This window comes from Donghicola sp. XS_ASV15, from assembly GCF_041224595.1.
Taxonomy (GTDB): Bacteria; Pseudomonadota; Alphaproteobacteria; order Rhodobacterales; family Rhodobacteraceae; genus Donghicola.
In genome coordinates, this window is sequence record NZ_JBGFGN010000154.1 from 120,451 (window position 1) to 138,392 (window position 17,942).

The 17,942-nt window shown below is 60.0% G+C and carries 20 protein-coding genes and 1 tRNA gene; 16 read left to right on the forward strand and 5 right to left on the reverse strand.

The genetic code is table 11. The annotated features are described in order from the left end of the window. Nucleotides 1-15: 15 nt before the first annotated feature. Nucleotides 16-480, reverse strand: a complete 465-nt coding sequence (locus AB9K37_RS14140) for a Hint domain-containing protein (protein WP_369840040.1) — start codon at nucleotides 478-480, stop codon at nucleotides 16-18. A gap of 146 nt (nucleotides 481-626) precedes the next feature. Between AB9K37_RS14140 and AB9K37_RS14145 the strand changes: the two genes are divergently transcribed. The 4 genes from AB9K37_RS14145 to AB9K37_RS14160 all read left to right on the forward strand — a co-directional run bounded on the left by AB9K37_RS14145 (nucleotide 627) and on the right by AB9K37_RS14160 (nucleotide 4,316). Continuing rightward, nucleotides 627-711 (forward strand) — tRNA-Leu (locus AB9K37_RS14145). A gap of 128 nt (nucleotides 712-839) precedes the next feature. Next, the gene (locus tag AB9K37_RS14150) at nucleotides 840-2,174 is read left to right on the forward strand and encodes a mechanosensitive ion channel family protein (protein ID WP_369840042.1); all 1,335 of its coding nucleotides are present in this window, start codon (nucleotides 840-842) and stop codon (nucleotides 2,172-2,174) included. A gap of 127 nt (nucleotides 2,175-2,301) precedes the next feature. Continuing rightward, nucleotides 2,302-3,639, forward strand: coding sequence for a trigger factor (gene tig, locus AB9K37_RS14155; protein ID WP_369840045.1), 1,338 nt, complete (start codon nucleotides 2,302-2,304; stop codon nucleotides 3,637-3,639). Nucleotides 3,640-3,767: 128 nt separating this feature from the next. Beyond that, nucleotides 3,768-4,316: an N-acetyltransferase family protein gene (locus AB9K37_RS14160; RefSeq protein WP_369840048.1), complete on the forward strand. Its 549-nt coding sequence runs from the start codon at nucleotides 3,768-3,770 to the stop codon at nucleotides 4,314-4,316. Nucleotides 4,317-4,376: 60 nt separating this feature from the next. On the opposite strand, the gene rplI is transcribed toward AB9K37_RS14160, so the two are convergent. The 3 genes from rplI to rpsF are packed head-to-tail and all read right to left on the reverse strand — an operon-like array spanning nucleotide 4,377 to nucleotide 5,595. Continuing rightward, nucleotides 4,377-4,967, reverse strand: coding sequence for a 50S ribosomal protein L9 (gene rplI / locus AB9K37_RS14165; protein ID WP_369840051.1), 591 nt, complete (start codon nucleotides 4,965-4,967; stop codon nucleotides 4,377-4,379). A gap of 12 nt (nucleotides 4,968-4,979) precedes the next feature. Next, the gene (gene rpsR / locus AB9K37_RS14170; protein ID WP_013961325.1) at nucleotides 4,980-5,207 is read right to left on the reverse strand and encodes a 30S ribosomal protein S18; all 228 of its coding nucleotides are present in this window, start codon (nucleotides 5,205-5,207) and stop codon (nucleotides 4,980-4,982) included. Nucleotides 5,208-5,232: 25 nt separating this feature from the next. Beyond that, complete coding sequence (rpsF, locus tag AB9K37_RS14175) at nucleotides 5,233-5,595, reverse strand: 30S ribosomal protein S6 (RefSeq protein ID WP_369840055.1); 363 nt, start codon at nucleotides 5,593-5,595, stop codon at nucleotides 5,233-5,235. Nucleotides 5,596-5,883: 288 nt separating this feature from the next. Here rpsF and AB9K37_RS14180 point away from each other — a divergent pair, with 288 nt between their 5' ends. Next, nucleotides 5,884-6,438 carry a hypothetical protein gene (locus AB9K37_RS14180; protein WP_369840058.1) on the forward strand — a complete coding sequence of 185 codons (555 nt, stop codon included), beginning with the start codon at nucleotides 5,884-5,886 and terminating at the stop codon, nucleotides 6,436-6,438. Between the two features lie 133 nt (nucleotides 6,439-6,571). After that, on the forward strand, nucleotides 6,572-7,147 hold the full coding sequence (locus tag AB9K37_RS14185) for a YceI family protein (protein ID WP_369840061.1): 576 nt from the start codon (nucleotides 6,572-6,574) through the stop codon (nucleotides 7,145-7,147). 89 nt (nucleotides 7,148-7,236) lie between these two features. Here the strand turns inward: AB9K37_RS14185 and AB9K37_RS14190 are convergent, their stop codons facing one another. Then, entirely contained in the window at nucleotides 7,237-8,442 is a 1,206-nt protein-coding gene (locus tag AB9K37_RS14190; protein WP_369840063.1) for a cytochrome b/b6 domain-containing protein, read from the reverse strand. 161 nt (nucleotides 8,443-8,603) lie between these two features. On the opposite strand from AB9K37_RS14190, the gene fabD reads away from it, so the two are divergent. From fabD to AB9K37_RS14240, 10 genes are all read left to right on the forward strand, one after another. Next, a complete protein-coding gene (gene fabD / locus AB9K37_RS14195; protein ID WP_303965419.1) occupies nucleotides 8,604-9,539 on the forward strand; it encodes an ACP S-malonyltransferase in 936 nt (311 codons plus the stop codon). A 91-nt stretch (nucleotides 9,540-9,630) separates the two neighbouring features. Further along, the gene (fabG, locus tag AB9K37_RS14200; RefSeq protein WP_369840066.1) at nucleotides 9,631-10,368 is read left to right on the forward strand and encodes a 3-oxoacyl-ACP reductase FabG; all 738 of its coding nucleotides are present in this window, start codon (nucleotides 9,631-9,633) and stop codon (nucleotides 10,366-10,368) included. A 217-nt stretch (nucleotides 10,369-10,585) separates the two neighbouring features. After that, the gene (locus AB9K37_RS14205; protein WP_369840067.1) at nucleotides 10,586-10,819 is read left to right on the forward strand and encodes an acyl carrier protein; all 234 of its coding nucleotides are present in this window, start codon (nucleotides 10,586-10,588) and stop codon (nucleotides 10,817-10,819) included. A 233-nt stretch (nucleotides 10,820-11,052) separates the two neighbouring features. Then, entirely contained in the window at nucleotides 11,053-12,312 is a 1,260-nt protein-coding gene (gene fabF / locus AB9K37_RS14210; RefSeq protein WP_369840068.1) for a beta-ketoacyl-ACP synthase II, read from the forward strand. Continuing rightward, nucleotides 12,312-13,469 carry an endolytic transglycosylase MltG gene (mltG, locus tag AB9K37_RS14215; protein ID WP_369840070.1) on the forward strand — a complete coding sequence of 386 codons (1,158 nt, stop codon included), beginning with the start codon at nucleotides 12,312-12,314 and terminating at the stop codon, nucleotides 13,467-13,469. Before fabF ends, mltG begins: the two co-directional genes overlap by 1 nt. 286 nt (nucleotides 13,470-13,755) lie before the next feature. Next, complete coding sequence (locus AB9K37_RS14220; protein ID WP_369840072.1) at nucleotides 13,756-14,097, forward strand: hypothetical protein; 342 nt, start codon at nucleotides 13,756-13,758, stop codon at nucleotides 14,095-14,097. Further along, nucleotides 14,003-15,367, forward strand: a complete 1,365-nt coding sequence (locus AB9K37_RS14225; RefSeq protein ID WP_369840135.1) for a DNA-packaging protein — start codon at nucleotides 14,003-14,005, stop codon at nucleotides 15,365-15,367. Before AB9K37_RS14220 ends, AB9K37_RS14225 begins: the two co-directional genes overlap by 95 nt. Before the next feature lie 102 nt (nucleotides 15,368-15,469). Continuing rightward, nucleotides 15,470-16,657 carry a phage portal protein gene (locus tag AB9K37_RS14230; protein WP_369840074.1) on the forward strand — a complete coding sequence of 396 codons (1,188 nt, stop codon included), beginning with the start codon at nucleotides 15,470-15,472 and terminating at the stop codon, nucleotides 16,655-16,657. Then, nucleotides 16,650-17,174, forward strand: a complete 525-nt coding sequence (locus AB9K37_RS14235) for an HK97 family phage prohead protease (protein WP_369840076.1) — start codon at nucleotides 16,650-16,652, stop codon at nucleotides 17,172-17,174. The genes AB9K37_RS14230 and AB9K37_RS14235 overlap by 8 nt, the downstream gene beginning before the upstream one ends. Nucleotides 17,175-17,196: 22 nt before the next feature. Beyond that, the gene (locus tag AB9K37_RS14240; protein ID WP_369840078.1) at nucleotides 17,197-17,937 is read left to right on the forward strand and encodes a phage major capsid protein; all 741 of its coding nucleotides are present in this window, start codon (nucleotides 17,197-17,199) and stop codon (nucleotides 17,935-17,937) included. The last annotated feature ends 5 nt before the right edge of the window (nucleotides 17,938-17,942 follow it).

Below are 17,942 nucleotides of genomic sequence, written 5' to 3' on the forward strand. Positions count from 1 at the left end.
CCCGCTGCGCGCCCCTCAGAGGGTAGGGCAGAACAGCTCTAGCCCGTCCGCATAGATAATGTGGTCGGTGTCAAAACGCAGGCGATAGAAAACACGCTTTGCTTTGGGCAGCGATTTCAGAAATTCACCATCTTCGAGGCGGCCCACACGCATGAGCGCCTGTTTTTGTCCCGTCAGCGCTTCGGCGCGCCAATCGCGAATCAGGATTTTCTGGTTTGCGGGTAGATCGGTATCATGTTCGGGACGGTCATGCCCCAAGCTTCCGGCGCGAATGCGAACAACGTCACACTCGGCTTCGTAGCGGTCGATTCTGCGCAAAATGGACATGCCCGCGTCGCGCGTAATGATGCGTGCGCCTTCATTTAAAGCCTCGACTGCAACGGCACCCATCGCAGTGAGAACTTGCGTGCCAGAGGTCATGCCCCAAGTAACACTGTTCATTTCGCTCGCGATCAGTGCTTCTTTTGTCGTTTGAAACATGTCCACCTCGTACCCATCCACGGACCCACACTCCGCGATAGGGGTTAAGAAAACGTCGAAAGGGGGCGAAAATAAGGCGCAGGCAAAAAAAATCATTTTGCCTCTCGCCACCGGTGAAACGCTTTGCTAGAGAGCAGTCCTCAGATGCGGGTGTGGCGAAATTGGTAGACGCACCAGATTTAGGTTCTGGCGCCGCGAGGCGTGGGGGTTCAAGTCCCTCCACCCGCACCACTGAGAATACTTCCTGAAAATCAAATTGTTACAGCGCGCTCTTCGCAGCACTTCGGTTTCATTTGACCAATGGCGTCTTGAAACCGTTACATTGGACCTGCGGCAATCACGACAGAGGAGCGCGCAGGATGGAAGAGCTGGAGACCAAATACGTCACGCCCCTGACCGAGGCCGTGACAGGGCTCTTGGACTATTTGTGGACCTTTGGGATTCAGTTGTTCACGCCCATCCAGTTCATCGCAATCTTCGTGGCTTTGTTCGTGGCGCTGGTGCTGCACCGTTTGGTTCGGCGCGTGATCAAAACTCTCGCAGAAACGACCGAAGGCCGTCTGACCCGCCGCGCTTTGGCAACGGCTGGGGCGATTAGCCTGCCGATCGGATGGGTAATCGGGCTCTGGATTGCGATGGGGGCGCTGAGTGCTTTTGGCCAGCCGATAACGATGGTCCGGCTGTTCGCAAGCCTGATCAACGCGTGGATCATTATCCGCATTCTGACAACGCTGCTGCCCTCTAACTCCTTTGCCAATCTGGTCAGTTGGACCATCTGGGCTGTGGCGGCGTTGAATGCGGTGGGGCTGCTGGACCCGACGATCCTATGGCTCGATTCGTTCAAGTTTTCGTCCAACCAATTGAACATTTCGCTGTGGACGGCCATTCAGGGCCTGATTGTCAGCTCCATGCTCTTGTGGGTGGCCTATCATTCGTCCGGCTTCATTGCGCGGCGACTCGAGGCGGCGACGACACTTTCCCCCACAGCGCAGGTGCTTCTGTCCAAGGTTCTGGGCATCGTTCTGATGGTCGTGGCGGTGCTGGTCGGGATGCAGGTGGTCGGGATCGACCTGACGGCCTTTGCTGTATTTTCCGGTGCGCTGGGTCTGGGGGTTGGTCTGGGCATGCAGCGGACGGTGGCAAACTTTGTCGCCGGATTCACCATGCTTGCAGACCGTTCGATCAAACCGGGGGATGTGATCGAGATTCAAACCGGCGATGGCCCGACCTATGGCGTGGTCAAAGCGCTGGCGGGGCGCTACGTGTCTGTTCGGACGCGGTCGGGGACAGAAACTCTGATCCCCAATGAAATCCTGATCTCTAATCCTGTGACGAACTGGTCTTTTTCGGACAAGCGCGTGCGCAGGGCCGTCCCGATTGGCGTCGCGTATTCCAACGATTTAGAAAAGGCGATGGCCCTCGCGATTGAAGGGGCGCAAGCCTGTCCGCGTGTGCTGAAGCTGCCCGCGCCGATATGCCTGATCAAAGGGTTCGGCGATTCCAGTGTTGATCTGGAACTGCGGTTTTGGATTTCAGATCCTGAGGGCGGGGTGGCGAATATCACCAGCGAAGTGCTCTTGCAGATCTGGAAGCGCTTTCGTGAGCATGGCATCGAAATTCCGTTCCCGCAGCGAGAGATCACGATTAAGACCCCACCCGCACCAGAGGTAGAGGCGCCGCAAACGCCGGAATAAACCCACAATCGCGCCGAGTCGGATGGTTCCGCTGACAAATACGCCTTGCGCGCAACGTTTGTCCGCCTTAGAACGCGCCAAACCGATCCGGCGGGCGTGGCCCGCCCTAATTTCTATGGGGAAACGTATGCAGGTCACCGAGACGCTGAACGAAGGTCTGAAGCGCGGTTATGCGATCACCGTCACCGCAGCCGAGCTGGAAGCCAAGGTCAACGAAAAGCTGACCGAGGCGCAGCCTGAGATCGAAATGAAGGGCTTCCGCAAAGGTAAAGTCCCGATGGCTTTGCTGAAAAAGCAGTTCGGCCAGCGCGTTCTGGGCGAAGCGATGCAGGAAGCCATCGACGGCGCCATGAACGAGCACTTCGAAAAGTCGGGCGACCGTCCCGCGGCCCAGCCCGAGGTCAAAATGACCAATGACGACTGGAAAGAAGGCGACGACGTTGCGGTCGAAATGACCTACGAAAAGCTGCCCGAAATTCCCGAAGTCGACCTGTCGGGCGTCAAGCTCGAGAAGCTGGTTGTCAAAGCGGACGACGAGCAGGTCAACGAGACTCTGGAAAGCCTGGCGAAGAACGCACAGGACTTTGACGCGCGCGAAGAAGGCGCAGCGGCAGAGGACGGCGACCAGATCGTATTCGACTTCTTGGGTAAAGTTGACGGCGAAGCCTTTGAGGGCGGCGCAGCAGAAGACTACCCGCTGGTTCTAGGCTCGAACAGCTTCATCCCCGGCTTCGAAGAGCAGCTGGTTGGCGTGAAAGCCGGCGAAGAAAAAGACGTAACCGTCTCCTTCCCCGAAGAGTACGGCGCAGAGCACCTAGCTGGCAAAGAAGCTGTCTTCGAGTGCAAGATCAAAGAAGTCAAAGCGCCCAAGGCTGCTGAGATCGACGATGAGCTGGCCAAGAAGTACGGTGCCGAAGATCTGGATGGTCTGAAGACCCAGATCCGTGAGCGTCTGGAAGCCGACTACGCGAACACCGCGCGTCAGGTGACCAAGCGCAAGCTGCTGGACGCTCTGGACGGTCTGGTCTCGTTCGACCTGCCCCCGAGCCTTGTTGAAGCCGAAGCCAAGCAGATCGCGCACCAGCTGTGGCACGAAGAGAACCCCGAGGTTCAGGGCCACGATCACGGCGAGATCGAGACCACCGAAGAGCACAACAAGCTGGCCGAGCGCCGCGTGCGTCTGGGTCTGCTGCTGGCCGAAATCGGCAACAAAGCCGAAGTCGAAGTAACCGATCAGGAAATGACCCAAGCGGTAATGGCGCAGGCGCGTCAGTACCCCGGTCAAGAGCGTCAGTTCTTTGAATTCATCCAGCAGAACCCGCAGATGCAGCAGCAGCTGCGCGCGCCGATCTTTGAAGACAAGGTTGTCGACCACATCGTCGATCAGGCTGAAGTCACTGAGAAAGAGATCAGCAAAGACGAGCTGAAAGAAGCTGTCGACGCGCTGGAAGAAGAAATCGCATAAGCTGCGGTTCCTTTGACAGGATTTCGGGCCGTCCCATTTGGGGCGGCCTTTTCTTTGGGTCGGATGCTGTGCGTTTGGCTTGGTTCGGGATTTGAGTATTTTTAGCAAAAAGAAGCAGGGGACGGTTTATGGGGGGATTTTCGGTGCGCGCGGGGGCGGGCGCAGATGCGGAGCGGATCGCCGAGGTGCATGTGGCTTGCTGGCGCGAGACCTATCGTGGAATGGTGCCGGATTTTCTGATTGATGAGATGACGGTCGCTGGACGAGCCCAGATGTGGCGCGGAGTTTTTACGGCGTTCGAGGAAGGGGCGTTCGGTGCGACCGCTGTTCTGGAGCAGGATGGCACAGCTGTGGGGTTCGCGGGCTTTTGTGCGCAGCGGGACGCGGCGTTGAAGGCACAGGGTTTTGGCGGAGAGATCACCGCCATTTATGTGCGGCGCAAGAGCCAAGGGCAGGGCGCGGGGCGGCTCTTGATGCGGTGGTGTGCCGAGGAGTTGGTGGCTGCGAATGTTCAGAGCGCGGCGCTTTGGGCCTTGCGCGAAAATGCACCGGCGCGGGGATTTTATGAGCGTTTGGGTGGGGAGGTTTGCGGTGAGAAGGAAGAGAGCCGCGATGGCGCCGTGCTGACGTCCGTCGCTTATGGCTGGCGCGATCTGTCCGTGCTGGCCGTCCAATAAAAAACGCCGCGCAGGTGGGCTGCGCGGCGTCGCTTCGGGATTTGGAACAGGCGCGAGGCCTTATTCCGAAGCTGTCTCTTCTTCGTCGTCCGAAGCTGCCGAGCCGAGGTCGTCGAACAGCTGCGAGACTTCGAAGTCTGCGGCTGCTTCTTCTTCGGCTGCCAGTTCTTGGATCGACTTGCCCGATGCCTGCAGTTCAGCTTCTTCGTTCGAACGAGCGACGTTCAGCTGAATGGTTGCTTCGACTTCGGGGTGCAGGACAACATGTACGTCGTGCAGACCAAGGTACTTGATCGGTGCCGACAGAACGACCTGCTTGCGGTCAACGGTGAAACCAGCGTCGGTGGCTGCGTCTGCGGCGTCACGAGTGGTGACCGAACCGTAGAGAGCACCCGCGTCCGACGCGGCACGAATCACGATGAACTGCTGGCCATCCAGCTTTTCAGACAGCGATTCTGCTTCTTTTTTGGTTTCGAGGTTGTTTGCTTCCAGCTGGGCTTTACGCTCTTCGAAAGCAGCGATGTTTGCTTTCGATGCGGTCATAGCTTTGTGCTGGGGCAGCAGGTAGTTGCGGGCATAGCCGGGCTTGACGTCGACGACTTCGCCCATCTGGCCAAGCTTGGCCACGCGCTCGAGAAGGATAACTTGCATATCAGTGTCTCCTTATTTCACAGCGTAGGGCAGCAGAGCAAGGAAGCGGGCGCGCTTGATAGCACGGGCCAGTTCACGCTGCTTCTTTGCCGAAACGGCAGTGATGCGCGAGGGAACGATTTTGCCGCGCTCAGAGATGTAGCGCTGCAGAAGACGGGTGTCTTTGTAATCGATCTTGGGTGCGTTGTCGCCCGAGAAGGGGCACACTTTGCGACGGCGGAAAAACGGTTTGGTAGCCATGGTTTAGATCCCTTTCCTAATCCGCTTAGCGACGCTCGCGGCGGTCACCGCGATCACCGCGCTCTTCGCGCTTTTGCATTTGGATCGACGGACCTTCGGCGTGCTCGTCAACCTTAATGGTCATGACGCGCATTACGTCGTCATGCAGGCGCATCAGGCGTTCCATTTCCTGAACCGCTGCCGAGGGGGCATTGGTGCGCAGGAAAGCGTAGTGGCCTTTGCGGTTTTTGTTGATCTTGTACGCCATGGTTTTGACGCCCCAGTATTCACTGGTTACGAGGGCACCACCATTGTCGGTCAGAACGGTCGAGAAGTGTTCGATCAGGCCTTCGGCCTGTGCGCCGGACAAGTCCTGACGCGCGATAAAGACATGCTCATAGAGAGCCATGTGTTATCTCCAGTCATTTTCAGCGAGCTTCATAGGGCGGGTTACTCCTTCGCCCCACCCACGAGAGGACACGCGGTTCACAGAATTTGCGAAGGAAGCGCTGATATACACGAGAACGGGCAAAAGACAAGCCGCGTGGCGCTGGGACTGGCACATTTCATGATTGCACCCGAAATGGCAACAATGGGGCAGTTCGGAGCAGAAAATACCCAACCGGCGCCCAATTCTTGCCCTGACTGTTAAGCAATAGTTAACGCCATACAAATTCGGTAAAACGAGAGCGGGTAAATGGTAGCAATAAATGAAAAGCCCAACGGGAACAGTGGCGGAGCGGTCTGGACAGACAGCGAAGTCCACGTAGAGCCGACCATATGGGGATATGTGGTGCACTGCGTCTCTGCTGGAGAAAAGTTGATGCCGGCTGTGCGTCTGGCCACGGCGATGGTCGGGATCGTTGTCATTACGATGTCGGTCGGGCTTTGGTTTCTGCCGGGCAATTTCATCGGCGAGGAAACACTCTTTGTGAAGTTGGTGACATCTGGCATGGGGATTTGCGGTGGCACGATGCTGGTGCAGGCGGCGCTTTCCGTCGGTCGGCCCGAGGTTCAGCTGGATATGCAACACCGTGAGGTGCGCATTATCGAACGCTCGCGCCGGGGGGCAACGCGCCTGTTGGCCTGCCACAGCTTTTCAAATCTGTCCGATATTCGTGTCGAGCAAGGCGAACTGCTGGCCGAAGACCGCTCGGGCCAAGAGGTTCTGCGCGTCCGCCTGAGTGCTGCGCAAGATCCTGGCAAGATTGAAAATCGTTTGCGCCGTGAGGTGTTCGGTCAACGCAACTAAATCGGGCCTGTGCAGAAGGGATGCTGCACGTTGTTCGAATTCACACAGATCATGTTGATCCACAGCGGATTGTCCGGAGCGGCGCTTCGGACGATCTCTATGTGTGTAACGCAACACCCCTCCGGAGAGCGAAATGAAAAACACCCTGATTGCAGCCCTGGTCGCCACTACTGCAGCTTCCGCAGCATATGCAGCCCCCGAAAAGTACACCCTGGACCCCAGCCACAGCCAGATTGTGTTCAACTACAACCACCTCGGGTTCTCGACCACCTATGGCATGTACTCGGGTTTCGAAGGCGAAATCATGTTTGACGCCGAAGCGCCCGCAGACAGCTCGGTCACTGTGTCGTTCCCGACCGACACCCTGATCACTGGCTGGGACGAGCGCACCCAGCACTTCCTGACCGGCGACTTCTTTGGCGCAGAAGAGAGCCCCGAGATCTCGTTCACCTCGACCGGCATCGAAGTCACTGGCGAAACCACTGGCGCGATCACCGGCGACCTGACCATCAACGGCGTGACCAAGTCGATCGTTCTGGACGCAGAGATGACCCAGATGGGCGATCACCCGATGGCGAACAAGCCTTGGGTTGGCTTTAACGCGACCACCACCGTTGTACGCAGCGAGTTCGACATGGGTCAGTTCGCACCCTACGTCAGCGACGAAGTCGAAGTCATGATCTCGATCGAGGCGATGAAAGCCGAGTAATCGCTGAACAGCGAACCGGTTCAAGAAATGAAAAAGGCGGTCAGAGTTCTGACCGCCTTTCTTTTTGTCTGGCCGTGTGGGCCGAGGGGTTATTCCCCCTCGGCGGCTCGGGTGGCCGTCAGGTTGATTGCAACATCGACCGAATACCCCAGCGAGCCTTCGTCGGTCATGCTGTCGCCCACGTGGTAGTTCCGGCGGTCCAGAGTGACGGTGCCATTCACGGTCGCGGTGTCGCCGTCGATGGTCAGGTCAAAGGGCATGGTGATCGGTTGCTCGTAGCCTTTGATCGTCAAGGTGCCCTCGGCGGTGTTGCCCTCGGCGGTCGAGATCAGGTCAGCGGTAAAGGTCGCGGTTGGGTGCTCTTCGACGTTGAAGTAGTCGGGGCCCATGGCTTGATCCGTGACCGTGCCCAAGGTCAAAGAGGGGATCGAGATCGTGACCTCGGCTTGGCCTTTGACATCGGTTTCTGCGGTTTCGTCGTAGCTGATCGACGCGGTCCAATCAGCGTACGATCCTGTGACGGACGATCCCATCTGCTGCACGGTGATCGCGATGTCACCTTCGGTTACGGTCCAATCGGTCTCAACTTCGGCCAATGCTGCGGCTTCGGTGCGTTCGGGCTGCGCGAACAGACCAAGCCCGGCACCTGTGCCCAGAGCGGCGGCCCAAATCACGAGGGCAACGAACCGAGGCGCAAAGACGCTGTGCTTGTGTTCGAGTGGACCCGTTGCGGGGTAGCCGGGCAGCATCCGCAGCAGGGTCGCGTCACGGTCGATGAAGTGGTGCTTTAGCGCGCCAAGGACGTGGGCGATCAGCGCAAACAGCAGAACCTTTTCCAAGATGCCGTGCAGCACAGAGAAGGTATGCGAGAGCTCTGGCGATTTGGGAACGAAGGGCAAAGACTGACCGAAAGGCCACCAGATCGGCGCGTAGCCTTCGGCACTGGCGTGGTGAATCCAGCCGGTCAGCGGCACAAGGATCAGCGAGCCATAGAGCAACCAGTGCGCGGTTTCGGCCAGCAGGGATTCGACTGGCTTGTCGCCATTCATCAGGGCGGGCTTGGGCTGGGTCAGCGCCCACAGGATGCGTAGGACCGCCACAAAGAACACTGTGACCCCCAGCGTTTTGTGCAAAGAGAAAAGCCACGCCTTCTGGGCCAGCTGTTCCGAGGTCTCGAATGGGGCATCGGTTGCGATGATCCCTAGGGGAATCAGCGTGAGAATGAGAAGCGCGACGAGCCAGTGGAAGGTCTTGGCTACGGCGCCGTAGTGGGTGGCGTTGTTGCTGAGGGGCATTGAAAAGTCCTGAACGTCAAATGAGGAGGGGTCCGCTTGGCAAAATAGCGTATGGGCAGTTTGCCACAATCTGTGCGCTTGCACAGAGTTTGTGCCCCGCGCTTGTGGGTTTGGGCTGGACCGTCTAGACCTGTCGCAACTTTTTTAAAACGGAGAACTCCATGACACGCGCTTTCGTGTTTCCGGGGCAGGGCGCTCAGACCATTGGAATGGGCAAGGCACTGGCCGAGGCATATCCTGCTTCTAAGGCTGTTTTTGACGAAGTCGACGAGGCTCTGGGCGAGAATCTGTCCGGTTTGATCTGGGAGGGGGACATCGAAACCCTGACCATGACTGCCAACGCTCAGCCTGCGCTGATGGCGACGTCGCTGGCGGCGATGCGCGCGCTGGAAGCCGAAGGTGTTTCCGTGACCGACGCGGCGTTCGTGGCGGGCCACTCGCTGGGGGAATACTCTGCACTGGCGGCCGCGGGATCGCTGTCTGTTGCAGATTGCGCGCGCCTGCTGCGTCTGCGCGGCGATGCGATGCAGCAAGCTGTTCCCGTGGGCGAAGGCGCGATGGCGGCTCTGCTGGGTCTGGACTTTGAAACCGCGTCGGCTGTGGCGGCGGCTGCTGCCGAGGGGCAGGTTTGTCAGGCGGCGAACGACAATGATCCCAGTCAGGTTGTGATTTCCGGTGACAAGGCTGCGGTCGAGCGTGCCTGCGACATCGCCAAGGAAAAGGGCGCCAAGCGCGCGCTGCTGCTGCCCGTCAGCGCACCTTTCCATTGTGCTCTGATGCAGCCTGCGGCGGACAAGATGGCGGCGGCTCTGGCCGAAGTCGAGATCAAGAACCCCGCTGTGCCGCTGGTCGCGAACGTGCGTGCCGAGGCCGTGACCGAGGGCACCTTGATCCGCAACCTACTGGTCGAGCAGGTCACCGGTAGCGTGCGCTGGCGCGAGAGCGTCGCGTGGATGGCGGCGAATGGCGTGACCGAGATTTGGGAAATTGGTGCGGGCAAGGCGCTGAGCGGCATGATCAAGCGGATCGATCGGTCTGTGGCGACCAAGGCCGTTGGCACGCCCGACGACGTAAAAGCGGCTGTTGCGGCCGAGTGATTGAGGGTGGCGCCGGGGGCTGCGCGCCCCCGGACCCCCGCAGGGTATTTGGACCAAGAAAGAGATTGGTTCCGACAGAAGGATGAACGACATGTTTGATTTGACCGGCAAGACGGTTCTGGTGACCGGCGCTTCGGGCGGGATCGGCGGCGAGATCGCAAAATCGCTGCACGCGGCTGGCGCGACTGTTGGCCTGAGCGGCACCCGTGTGGAGCCTTTGGAAGCGCTGGCGGCGGAACTGGGCGAGCGCGCACATGTGTTGCCCTGTAACCTGAGCGATGCCGAAGCGGTTGACGCGCTGCCCAAGCAGGCGGCTGAGGCCATGGGCTCTGTCGATATTCTGGTGAACAACGCGGGCATCACCCGTGACAACCTGTTCATGCGGATGTCGGACGAAGAGTGGGCGCAGGTTCTGGAAGTGAACCTGACCTCGACTTTCCGTCTGTGCCGCGGTGTGCTGCGCGGGATGATGAAGGCCCGTTGGGGCCGGATCATCAACATCAGCTCGATCGTGGGCGCGACTGGCAACCCCGGTCAGGGCAACTATGCGGCTGCCAAAGCGGGTATGGTCGGGATGTCGAAATCGCTGGCCTATGAGGTTGCGGCGCGCGGCATTACCGTAAACGCGATTGCGCCCGGTTTTATTGCGACCGCGATGACCGATAAGCTGAACGATAAGCAGAAAGAGGGCATCCTGACCCAGATTCCTGCGGGCCGTATGGGCAATCCCGAAGAGATCGCGGCAGCGACCCTGTATCTGGCGAGCAACGAGGCCGGTTATGTCACTGGCACCACGCTGCACGTTAACGGCGGAATGGCTATGCTGTAAGGTTCCCTAGAGGGACTTGTGGAAAGCGTTTGCGTTGCCTGAGTGATGTGCTATAGGCGGCGCAGATTTTAGCCGAGGGTGCCATTGGCGCGTCGGCTGTTCGCTCTGCGGTAGATGCCGTAGGGTCAAGAGCCGCCCGGTCGGGCAAAGACGTCCACCCCTTGGGGCGCGGGCAACAAAACGGGCGATAGCCCAGTAGAAGTGATGAGGAATTGACATGAGCGATGTCGCAGAACGCGTAAAGAAGATCGTTGTAGAGCACCTCGGTGTTGAAGAAGACAAAGTGAGCGAAGGCGCTTCGTTCATCGACGATCTGGGTGCAGACAGCCTTGACACCGTTGAGCTGGTCATGGCGTTCGAAGAAGAGTTCGGCATCGAGATCCCCGATGACGCAGCCGAGAACATCCAGACGTTCGGCGACGCGGTTAAGTTCATCTCGGCAAACCAGTAATTTCCGGCTGACTTACCTTTTTACGGAAGCGGCGTTCCTGATCGGAGCGCCGCTTTTGTTTTGCGCGCCAGGGTCTTTTGCGATTTGTTGGGGCAGCGTTTTCATGCGCACGGATTGCGGAAAACCACCGGCGGAACCGGGCGCAATTGGCCTGCCAAATGCGCCAAGCCCTTGCCCCCCACGTGAAATGCGGGGTAGACAGCGGCAAAGCACTAATGAGGAAGGGCAGCCGCATGCGTCGTGTCGTCGTCACCGGTTTGGGATTGGTAACTCCGCTGGCTTGCGGGGTCGAGGAAACCTGGTCGCGTATTCTGGCCGGAGAGTCGGGCGCTGGCCCAATCACCAAATTTGATGCCAGCAATCTGGCCACCACTTATGCCTGCGAGATTCCGCTGGGTGATGGGACCGATGGCACCTTTAATCCTGATGACTGGATGGCGCCGAAAGAGCGTCGCAAAGTCGATGACTTTATCCTGTACGGAATCGCGGCGGCCATGCAGGCAGTCAAAGATTCCGGCTGGGAGCCCGAGGATGCAGAGGCGCGCGAGCGCACTGGCGTCATGATCGGCTCTGGCATCGGTGGTCTGAACTCGATCGCGGAGACCGCTGTTCTGATCAAGGAAAAGGGCCCGCGCCGTGTGTCGCCGTTCTTTATCCCTGGTGCGCTGATCAACCTGATCTCGGGTCAGGTCTCGATCAAGTTTGGCTTCAAAGGCCCGAACCACGCTGTTGTAACTGCTTGTTCGACCGGTGCCCACGCCATTGGCGACGCGGCCCGTCTGATCAAGGATGGCGACGCGGACGTCATGGTTGCCGGTGGTGCAGAAGGCGCGATCTCGGAAATCGGGATTGCAGGCTTTAACGCGTGTAAGGCGCTGTCGACCAAACGCGCGGACGACCCCAAAGCGGCGAGCCGCCCTTACGACGCGGACCGTGACGGCTTTGTCATGGGCGAGGGCGCGGGCATCGTTGTTCTGGAAGAATACGAGCACGCCAAGGCGCGCGGTGCAAAAATCTACGCCGAAGTTCTGGGCTATGGTCTGTCGGGCGACGCCTACCACATCACTGCCCCCAGCGAAGATGGCGAAGGCGGCGAGCGTTCCATGAAAGCCGCGCTTAAGAAGGCAGGTTTGGAGCCTGACGCGATTGACTACATCAACGCGCACGGCACCTCGACCATGGCGGACGTGATCGAATTGGGCGCGGTAGAGCGTCTGATGGGTGATCACGCGGGCAACGTCACGATGTCTTCGACCAAGTCGGCCACCGGTCACCTTCTGGGTGCTGCTGGTGCAATCGAAGCGATCTTCTCGATCCTTGCGATCCGCGATCAGGTGGCTCCGCCGACCATCAACCTCGACACCCCCGCGGTGGAGACCAAGGTTGATCTGGCCCCGAACAAGAAGGTCGAGCGCAAGATTGATGTGGCTCTGTCCAACAGCTTTGGCTTTGGCGGTACCAATGCCAGCGTGATCTTCGGGAAAGTGAAGTAATGTGGCGCAGTGTTGCCTCTAACGCGCTGACGTTTCTGATCGTCGCGATCTTTCTGCTGTCTGGCGTCGTCCTCTGGGGACAGCGCCAGTACACAGAAGCTGGCCCGCTGAACGAGGCAATTTGTTTGCGTGTGGAGCGCGGCAGTAACTTTAGCCGTGTATCCGAGAACCTTGCTGAGCAAGGGGCGATTTCCAACGCTCAGATCTTTCGCGTTGGTGTCGACTACACGGACAAATCCACCGAGCTAAAAGCGGGGTCCTACTTGGTGCCTGCCAATACCTCGATGGAAGAGATCGTGGATATTGTGACTCGTGGCGGCGCGAGCTCTTGTGGCACCGAGGTGGTTTACCGCGTTGGTGTGAACTCTTTGGTTGGGGAGGTCCGCGAACTGGACCCCGCGACTGGTCGGTTCGAGGAAGTGGCTGAGTATGTGCCTGGCTCGGGCGCTGAGTTGCCCGCCGAAGTGACCCGCGTGAAGGAGTTGGGCGACACCCGCTATCGGATCGCACTGGCCGAAGGTGTGACCAGCTGGCAGATCGTGAACGCGCTGAACAGCGTCGACGTTCTAAGCGGTGAGATTTCGGGCATTCCGGCCGAGGGTAGCCTCGCGCCTGACAGTTACGAAGTGTCCAAAGGCGATGACCGCGCGGCGGTAATTGCGCGGATGGAAGCGCTGCAGGCAGATCGTGTGGCCGAAGTTTGGGCGAACCGCTCGGACAACATCGAAGTCGAGACCCCCGAAGAGATGCTGATCCTTGCCTCGATTATCGAGAAAGAGACCGGCATTGCGGAAGAGCGTCCTCAGGTGTCGAGCGTGTTTACCAACCGTTTGGCGCAGGGGATGCCACTGCAAACGGACCCGACCGTGATCTACGGAATCACGCGGGGCGAAGGCGTGCTGGGTCGCGGTCTACGACAGAGCGAATTGCGCCGCGAGACCCCTTGGAACACCTATGTGATCCGTGGTTTGCCGCCGACGCCGATTGCGAACCCCGGTCTGGCGTCGCTGCGTGCGGCGGTCGATCCAGCAGATACGCCCTATCTGTTCTTTGTGGCGGATGGCACGGGCGGCCACGCCTTTGCAGAAACTCTGGCCGAGCATAACGCGAATGTGGCGAAGTGGCGGGCGATTGAAGCTGAGCGCGCAAATAACTGATATCGCTTGATGAATGCGATTTGAGAAAGCGTCCCTTTGGGGGCGCTTTTTTCGTTTTGGGCCTGCTTGTGCAGGCCGCCTGCGGCGCGGGTATTTGGACCAAGAAAGAGCCGAGGATTGCCAAAGGGTTAAGGGCGCGGGCGTGTGAAATGCCGGGTCATAGGCGCGGCGGCGCGGGCGCGGTATATCTGGTGGCAAGCTAGACGGGACGGGCCCGCCACTTTGCAGGCAAACGGGTGGTGGGTCGCGTTTTCTCGTGCGGGTTTCGCATGAGAGGCAAAACATAATGAACACATCTATCGAGCAGCCCCATGAGGACCGAATTTTTGACCGCTTTCGCAATGTGGCGGGGCAAATCCACGATCTGATCGGGGAAGTCGAAGCCCTGCAGAACAAGATCCGCGTCGGTGACTTGGAGGCTGTGAAGAACAGCGAAAAGGCGCTGGCCGCGCTGCGGGGGTGGATGAAACGGGCCTATGAATTGGAGGATCTGCACCATGAACGAACTGGACAGTCACGGGGTGGAGCCGAGCTTGACCTCGGCGCCGCACGCGCTTCGATCGGGGGCCGCTTGGCTCGCCTCCGCGCCGCTGGAGGTGCAGGAGCAGTTTCTGGACAGTCTGAGTGAGGCAGAGGTTGCGGCGTTGCCGTGGCTCTTTGATTTCTGGGCTTTGCCGCATCAGTTGCCGCCTTCGGGGGATTGGCGCAGCTGGGTGATTATGGGGGGGCGCGGCGCGGGGAAAACCCGCGCCGGTGCCGAATGGGTGCGTTCTCGGGTCGAGGGTAACAGGCCCCGCGATCCGGGTGCGTGCTCGCGCATCGCGCTAGTCGGCGAGACATTCGATCAGGTGCGCGAAGTGATGATTTTCGGGGAGAGCGGGATTCTGGCCTGCTCTCCTCCGGACCGTCGGCCCGAATGGAGCGCGACGCGGCGGCGGCTGACTTGGCCCAATGGGGCAGAGGCGGCGGCCTTTTCTGCTCATGATTTTGAGGGGCTCAGGGGGCCGCAGTTCGATGGGGCTTGGGTCGATGAGTTGGCCAAGTGGAAGAACGGGCAGGACGCCTGGGACATGCTGCAGTTTGCGCTGCGGTTGGGGGATGATCCGCGGGTTTGTGTGACGACTACGCCGCGGAATGTTGGCGTGCTGAAGGATTTGTTGAAGGCACCGTCCACGGTGGTGACCCATGCGCGGACGCAGGACAACAGCGCCTATCTGGCGGGGTCGTTCTTGGCCGAGGTGGAGGCGCGCTATGCGGGGACGCGGCTGGGGCGGCAGGAATTGGATGGCGTGCTGCTGGAAGAGGCCGAAGGGGCGCTCTGGCGGGCGGCGGATCTGGAGCGGGTGCGGGTCGGTGCCGTGCCCGACTTGGATCGCATCGTTGTCGCTGTGGACCCTCCGGTGACGGGCCATGCGAGGTCGGACACCTGCGGGATCGTCGTGGTGGGCGCTGTGGTGCAGGGACCGCCGCAAAGCTGGCGGGCTTATGTGCTGGAGGATGCTTCTGTGGCGTCGAGTTCCCCGTTGGCTTGGGCGCAAGCGGCTGTGGCGGCAATGCGTCGGCACAGTGCGGATCGGATCGTCGCCGAAGTTAATCAGGGTGGTGATCTGGTTGAAGCGGTTCTGCGGCAGGTCGATCCTTTGGTGCCCTATGCCAAGGTTCATGCCTCGCGCGGGAAGGCCGCGCGGGCCGAACCAGTGGCTGCTTTGTACGAACAGGGGCGCGTGCGCCACCTTCGCGGTCTGGCAGAGCTGGAAGACCAGATGTGCCGCATGGGGCCCCGTGGGTTCGAGGGTAAAGGCAGCCCGGATCGCGTGGACGCGCTTGTCTGGGGTGTGACTGAGCTGCTGATCAAGCCTGCTCAAGGGTATCAGCGCCCGCAGGTCCGGAGCCTCTAGGGGGCAGCGCACGGTGGTCCCAGCGGGTGTTAATCTTTGCGGCGGATAAGTGTCACACAGACGGCGCGGGATGGTCCCTCGCCAGAACGGAACGGAGGGACAATGGCGGTTTTCGATCTCTTCCGGGGGCGTACAGAGCCCCAGCCCGTGCCCGAGACCAAGGCCAGCGCGGCCGGTCCGGTGGTGCACTGGTCGGGGGGCGGACGGATTGCCTGGACCCCGCGGGATACGGTTTCGCTGACCCGTGCGGGGTTTGTCGGCAATCCGGTGGGCTTTCGTGCGGTCAAGGTGATCGCCGAGGCGGCGGCCTCTTTGCCGCTGATCCTGCAGGACAGCGCGGCGCGGTATTCGGAGCATCCCTGGCTGGCGCTCTTGAACCGACCGAACGGGGCGCAAGGGCGATCCGAGTTTTTGGAGACCATGTATGGTCAGATGCTGCTGTCGGGGAACGGGTATATTGAGGCGGTTGGTGCCGAGGGTGTGCCGGTGGAGCTGCATGTGCTGCGCTCGGACCGGATGCATGTGGTGCCGGGAGCGGATGGATGGCCGGTGGCCTATGACTATGTGGTCGGGGCGAAAAAGCACAGGTTCGACATGGTTGGCGGGCAACCCGTTTGCCATATCCGCAGTTTCCATCCGCAGGATGACCACTATGGTCTCTCGCCCCTAGAGGCGTCGGGAACAGCGATTGACGTGCACAATTCAGCGGCGCGCTGGTCCAAGGCTCTGTTGGATAATGCGGCGCGGCCTTCGGGGGCGATCGTGTATTCAGGGGCCGAGGGGCAAGGCACCATGAGCGCGGATCAGTATGATCGGCTGGTGTCCGAGATGGAGGCCCATCACACCGGTGCCCGCAATGCGGGGCGTCCGATGCTGCTGGAGGGTGGTCTGGACTGGAAACCGATGGGCTTCAGCCCCAGCGATATGGAGTTCCAGAAGACCAAAGAGGCCGCCGCGCGGGACATCGCTATTGCCTTTGGCGTCCCGCCGATGCTGCTGGGGATCCCCGGGGATGCGACCTACGCCAACTACCAAGAGGCGCATCGGGCGTTCTATCGTCTGACGGTTTTGCCATTGGCGGGCAAGGTGCTGGGAGCGCTGTCGAACTGGCTTTCGGTGCTGTCGGGCGAAGAGTTGGCTCTGGGGCCGGATCTGGACCAGATCCCTGCCTTGGCCGAGGAGCGCGAAGCGCGTTGGCGCCGCGTTGCGAATGCCGATTTCCTGACCGATGCGGAAAAGCGCGTGGCGTTGGGGTTCCCCGCCATGCCCGAGGAGAGTGCAGATGCTTGAACGTAAATTCTATCGCCCCGAGGATGGTTTGCGCACAGATGGGGCCGAGATCAGCGGTTATGCCTCGGTCTTTGGTCTGGTGGATCGCGGCGGTGATGTGGTCGCCAAGGGCGCGTATGCGGCCTGTCTGGAGCGTCTGAAGGCCAAGGGTGGCAGCGTGCGGATGCTATGGCAGCACGACCCAAACCAGCCCATCGGCGTATGGGACGAACTGCGCGAAGACGACCATGGCCTTTGGGTCAAGGGCCGCTTGCTTGAAAGCGTTGACAAGGGGCGCGAGGCTGCGGCCTTGGTCAAGGCCGGCGCGCTGGACGGTCTGTCGATTGGTTATCGTACCGTGCGCGCCGCCAAGGACGGCAAGGGGCGTCGCATACTGCATGAAGTCGATTTGTGGGAGGTGTCGCTGGTGACCTTTCCCATGCTGCCTGACGCGACAGTCCAGGCCAAATCCCAAGATCCCGCAGATGCCTTTGTTCAGGCCCTGCGGCGGGCCGGTCAGGTGCTGACCCAAGCCTAACCCTAATCAAGGAGAGACCCGAATGGATCTGACCGAGGCGCTGCCACGGAACGGCGAAGCTGTGCCTGAAGAGGCTGAAATGCATCGTGTAATCAATGACTTCTTGGGCGCGATTGAAGCGTTCAAGTCTGACGTGAATTCGAAATTTCAAAAGCAGGAAGAGAGACTGACCATGCTTGACCGTAAATCCCTGACCGCAACCCGTCCCGCTCTGTCGATGGCCTATGATGCTGAAGCACCGCACAAAAAGGCGTTCGATGCCTATCTGCGTAGCGGCGATGACGAGGGCCTGCGTGGTCTGGATATCGAGGCCAAAGGAATGTCCACTGCGGTGGCAGCAGATGGCGGTTACCTTGTTGATCCGCAGACCAGCCAACGTATTGCGGGTGTCCTGACATCGACTGCCTCGATCCGCGCGATTGCCAACGTGGTCAGCGTTGAGGCGACCAGCTATGACGTACTGATTGACCGTGCTGAACTGGGTCACGGTTGGGCGAATGAAACCGATACGATGGCCGAAACTGCGTCGCCCCAAATTGATCGTATCACAATCCCGCTGCACGAGCTGTCGGCGCTGCCCAAAGCTTCGCAGCGGTTGCTAGATGACAGCGCGTTCGACATCGAGGGTTGGCTGGCGGGCCGTATCGCGGACAAGTTCGCCCGCGCCGAGGCCGCAGCCTTTGTCAGCGGCGATGGTGTCGACAAGCCCAAAGGCTTTTTGACCCACAGCCGTGTCGCTGATGAAATCTGGGCATGGGTATAGCGCGA

Coding starts and splice junctions, on each gene's coding strand:
- AB9K37_RS14140 (WP_369840040.1), bottom strand. CDS start 480: ATGTTTCAAACGACAAAAGAAGCACTGATCGCGAGCGAAATGAACAGT.
- AB9K37_RS14205 (WP_369840067.1), top strand. CDS start 10,586: ATGAGCGATGTCGCAGAACGCGTAAAGAAGATCGTTGTAGAGCACCTC.
- AB9K37_RS14160 (WP_369840048.1), top strand. CDS start 3,768: ATGGGGGGATTTTCGGTGCGCGCGGGGGCGGGCGCAGATGCGGAGCGG.
- AB9K37_RS14190 (WP_369840063.1), bottom strand. CDS start 8,442: ATGCCCCTCAGCAACAACGCCACCCACTACGGCGCCGTAGCCAAGACC.
- tig (WP_369840045.1), top strand. CDS start 2,302: ATGCAGGTCACCGAGACGCTGAACGAAGGTCTGAAGCGCGGTTATGCG.
- mltG (WP_369840070.1), top strand. CDS start 12,312: ATGTGGCGCAGTGTTGCCTCTAACGCGCTGACGTTTCTGATCGTCGCG.
- AB9K37_RS14230 (WP_369840074.1), top strand. CDS start 15,470: ATGGCGGTTTTCGATCTCTTCCGGGGGCGTACAGAGCCCCAGCCCGTG.
- AB9K37_RS14180 (WP_369840058.1), top strand. CDS start 5,884: ATGGTAGCAATAAATGAAAAGCCCAACGGGAACAGTGGCGGAGCGGTC.
- AB9K37_RS14220 (WP_369840072.1), top strand. CDS start 13,756: ATGAACACATCTATCGAGCAGCCCCATGAGGACCGAATTTTTGACCGC.
- AB9K37_RS14185 (WP_369840061.1), top strand. CDS start 6,572: ATGAAAAACACCCTGATTGCAGCCCTGGTCGCCACTACTGCAGCTTCC.
- fabG (WP_369840066.1), top strand. CDS start 9,631: ATGTTTGATTTGACCGGCAAGACGGTTCTGGTGACCGGCGCTTCGGGC.
- fabD (WP_303965419.1), top strand. CDS start 8,604: ATGACACGCGCTTTCGTGTTTCCGGGGCAGGGCGCTCAGACCATTGGA.
- AB9K37_RS14235 (WP_369840076.1), top strand. CDS start 16,650: ATGCTTGAACGTAAATTCTATCGCCCCGAGGATGGTTTGCGCACAGAT.
- AB9K37_RS14150 (WP_369840042.1), top strand. CDS start 840: ATGGAAGAGCTGGAGACCAAATACGTCACGCCCCTGACCGAGGCCGTG.
- rpsF (WP_369840055.1), bottom strand. CDS start 5,595: ATGGCTCTCTATGAGCATGTCTTTATCGCGCGTCAGGACTTGTCCGGC.
- rpsR (WP_013961325.1), bottom strand. CDS start 5,207: ATGGCTACCAAACCGTTTTTCCGCCGTCGCAAAGTGTGCCCCTTCTCG.
- fabF (WP_369840068.1), top strand. CDS start 11,053: ATGCGTCGTGTCGTCGTCACCGGTTTGGGATTGGTAACTCCGCTGGCT.
- rplI (WP_369840051.1), bottom strand. CDS start 4,967: ATGCAAGTTATCCTTCTCGAGCGCGTGGCCAAGCTTGGCCAGATGGGC.
- AB9K37_RS14240 (WP_369840078.1), top strand. CDS start 17,197: ATGGATCTGACCGAGGCGCTGCCACGGAACGGCGAAGCTGTGCCTGAA.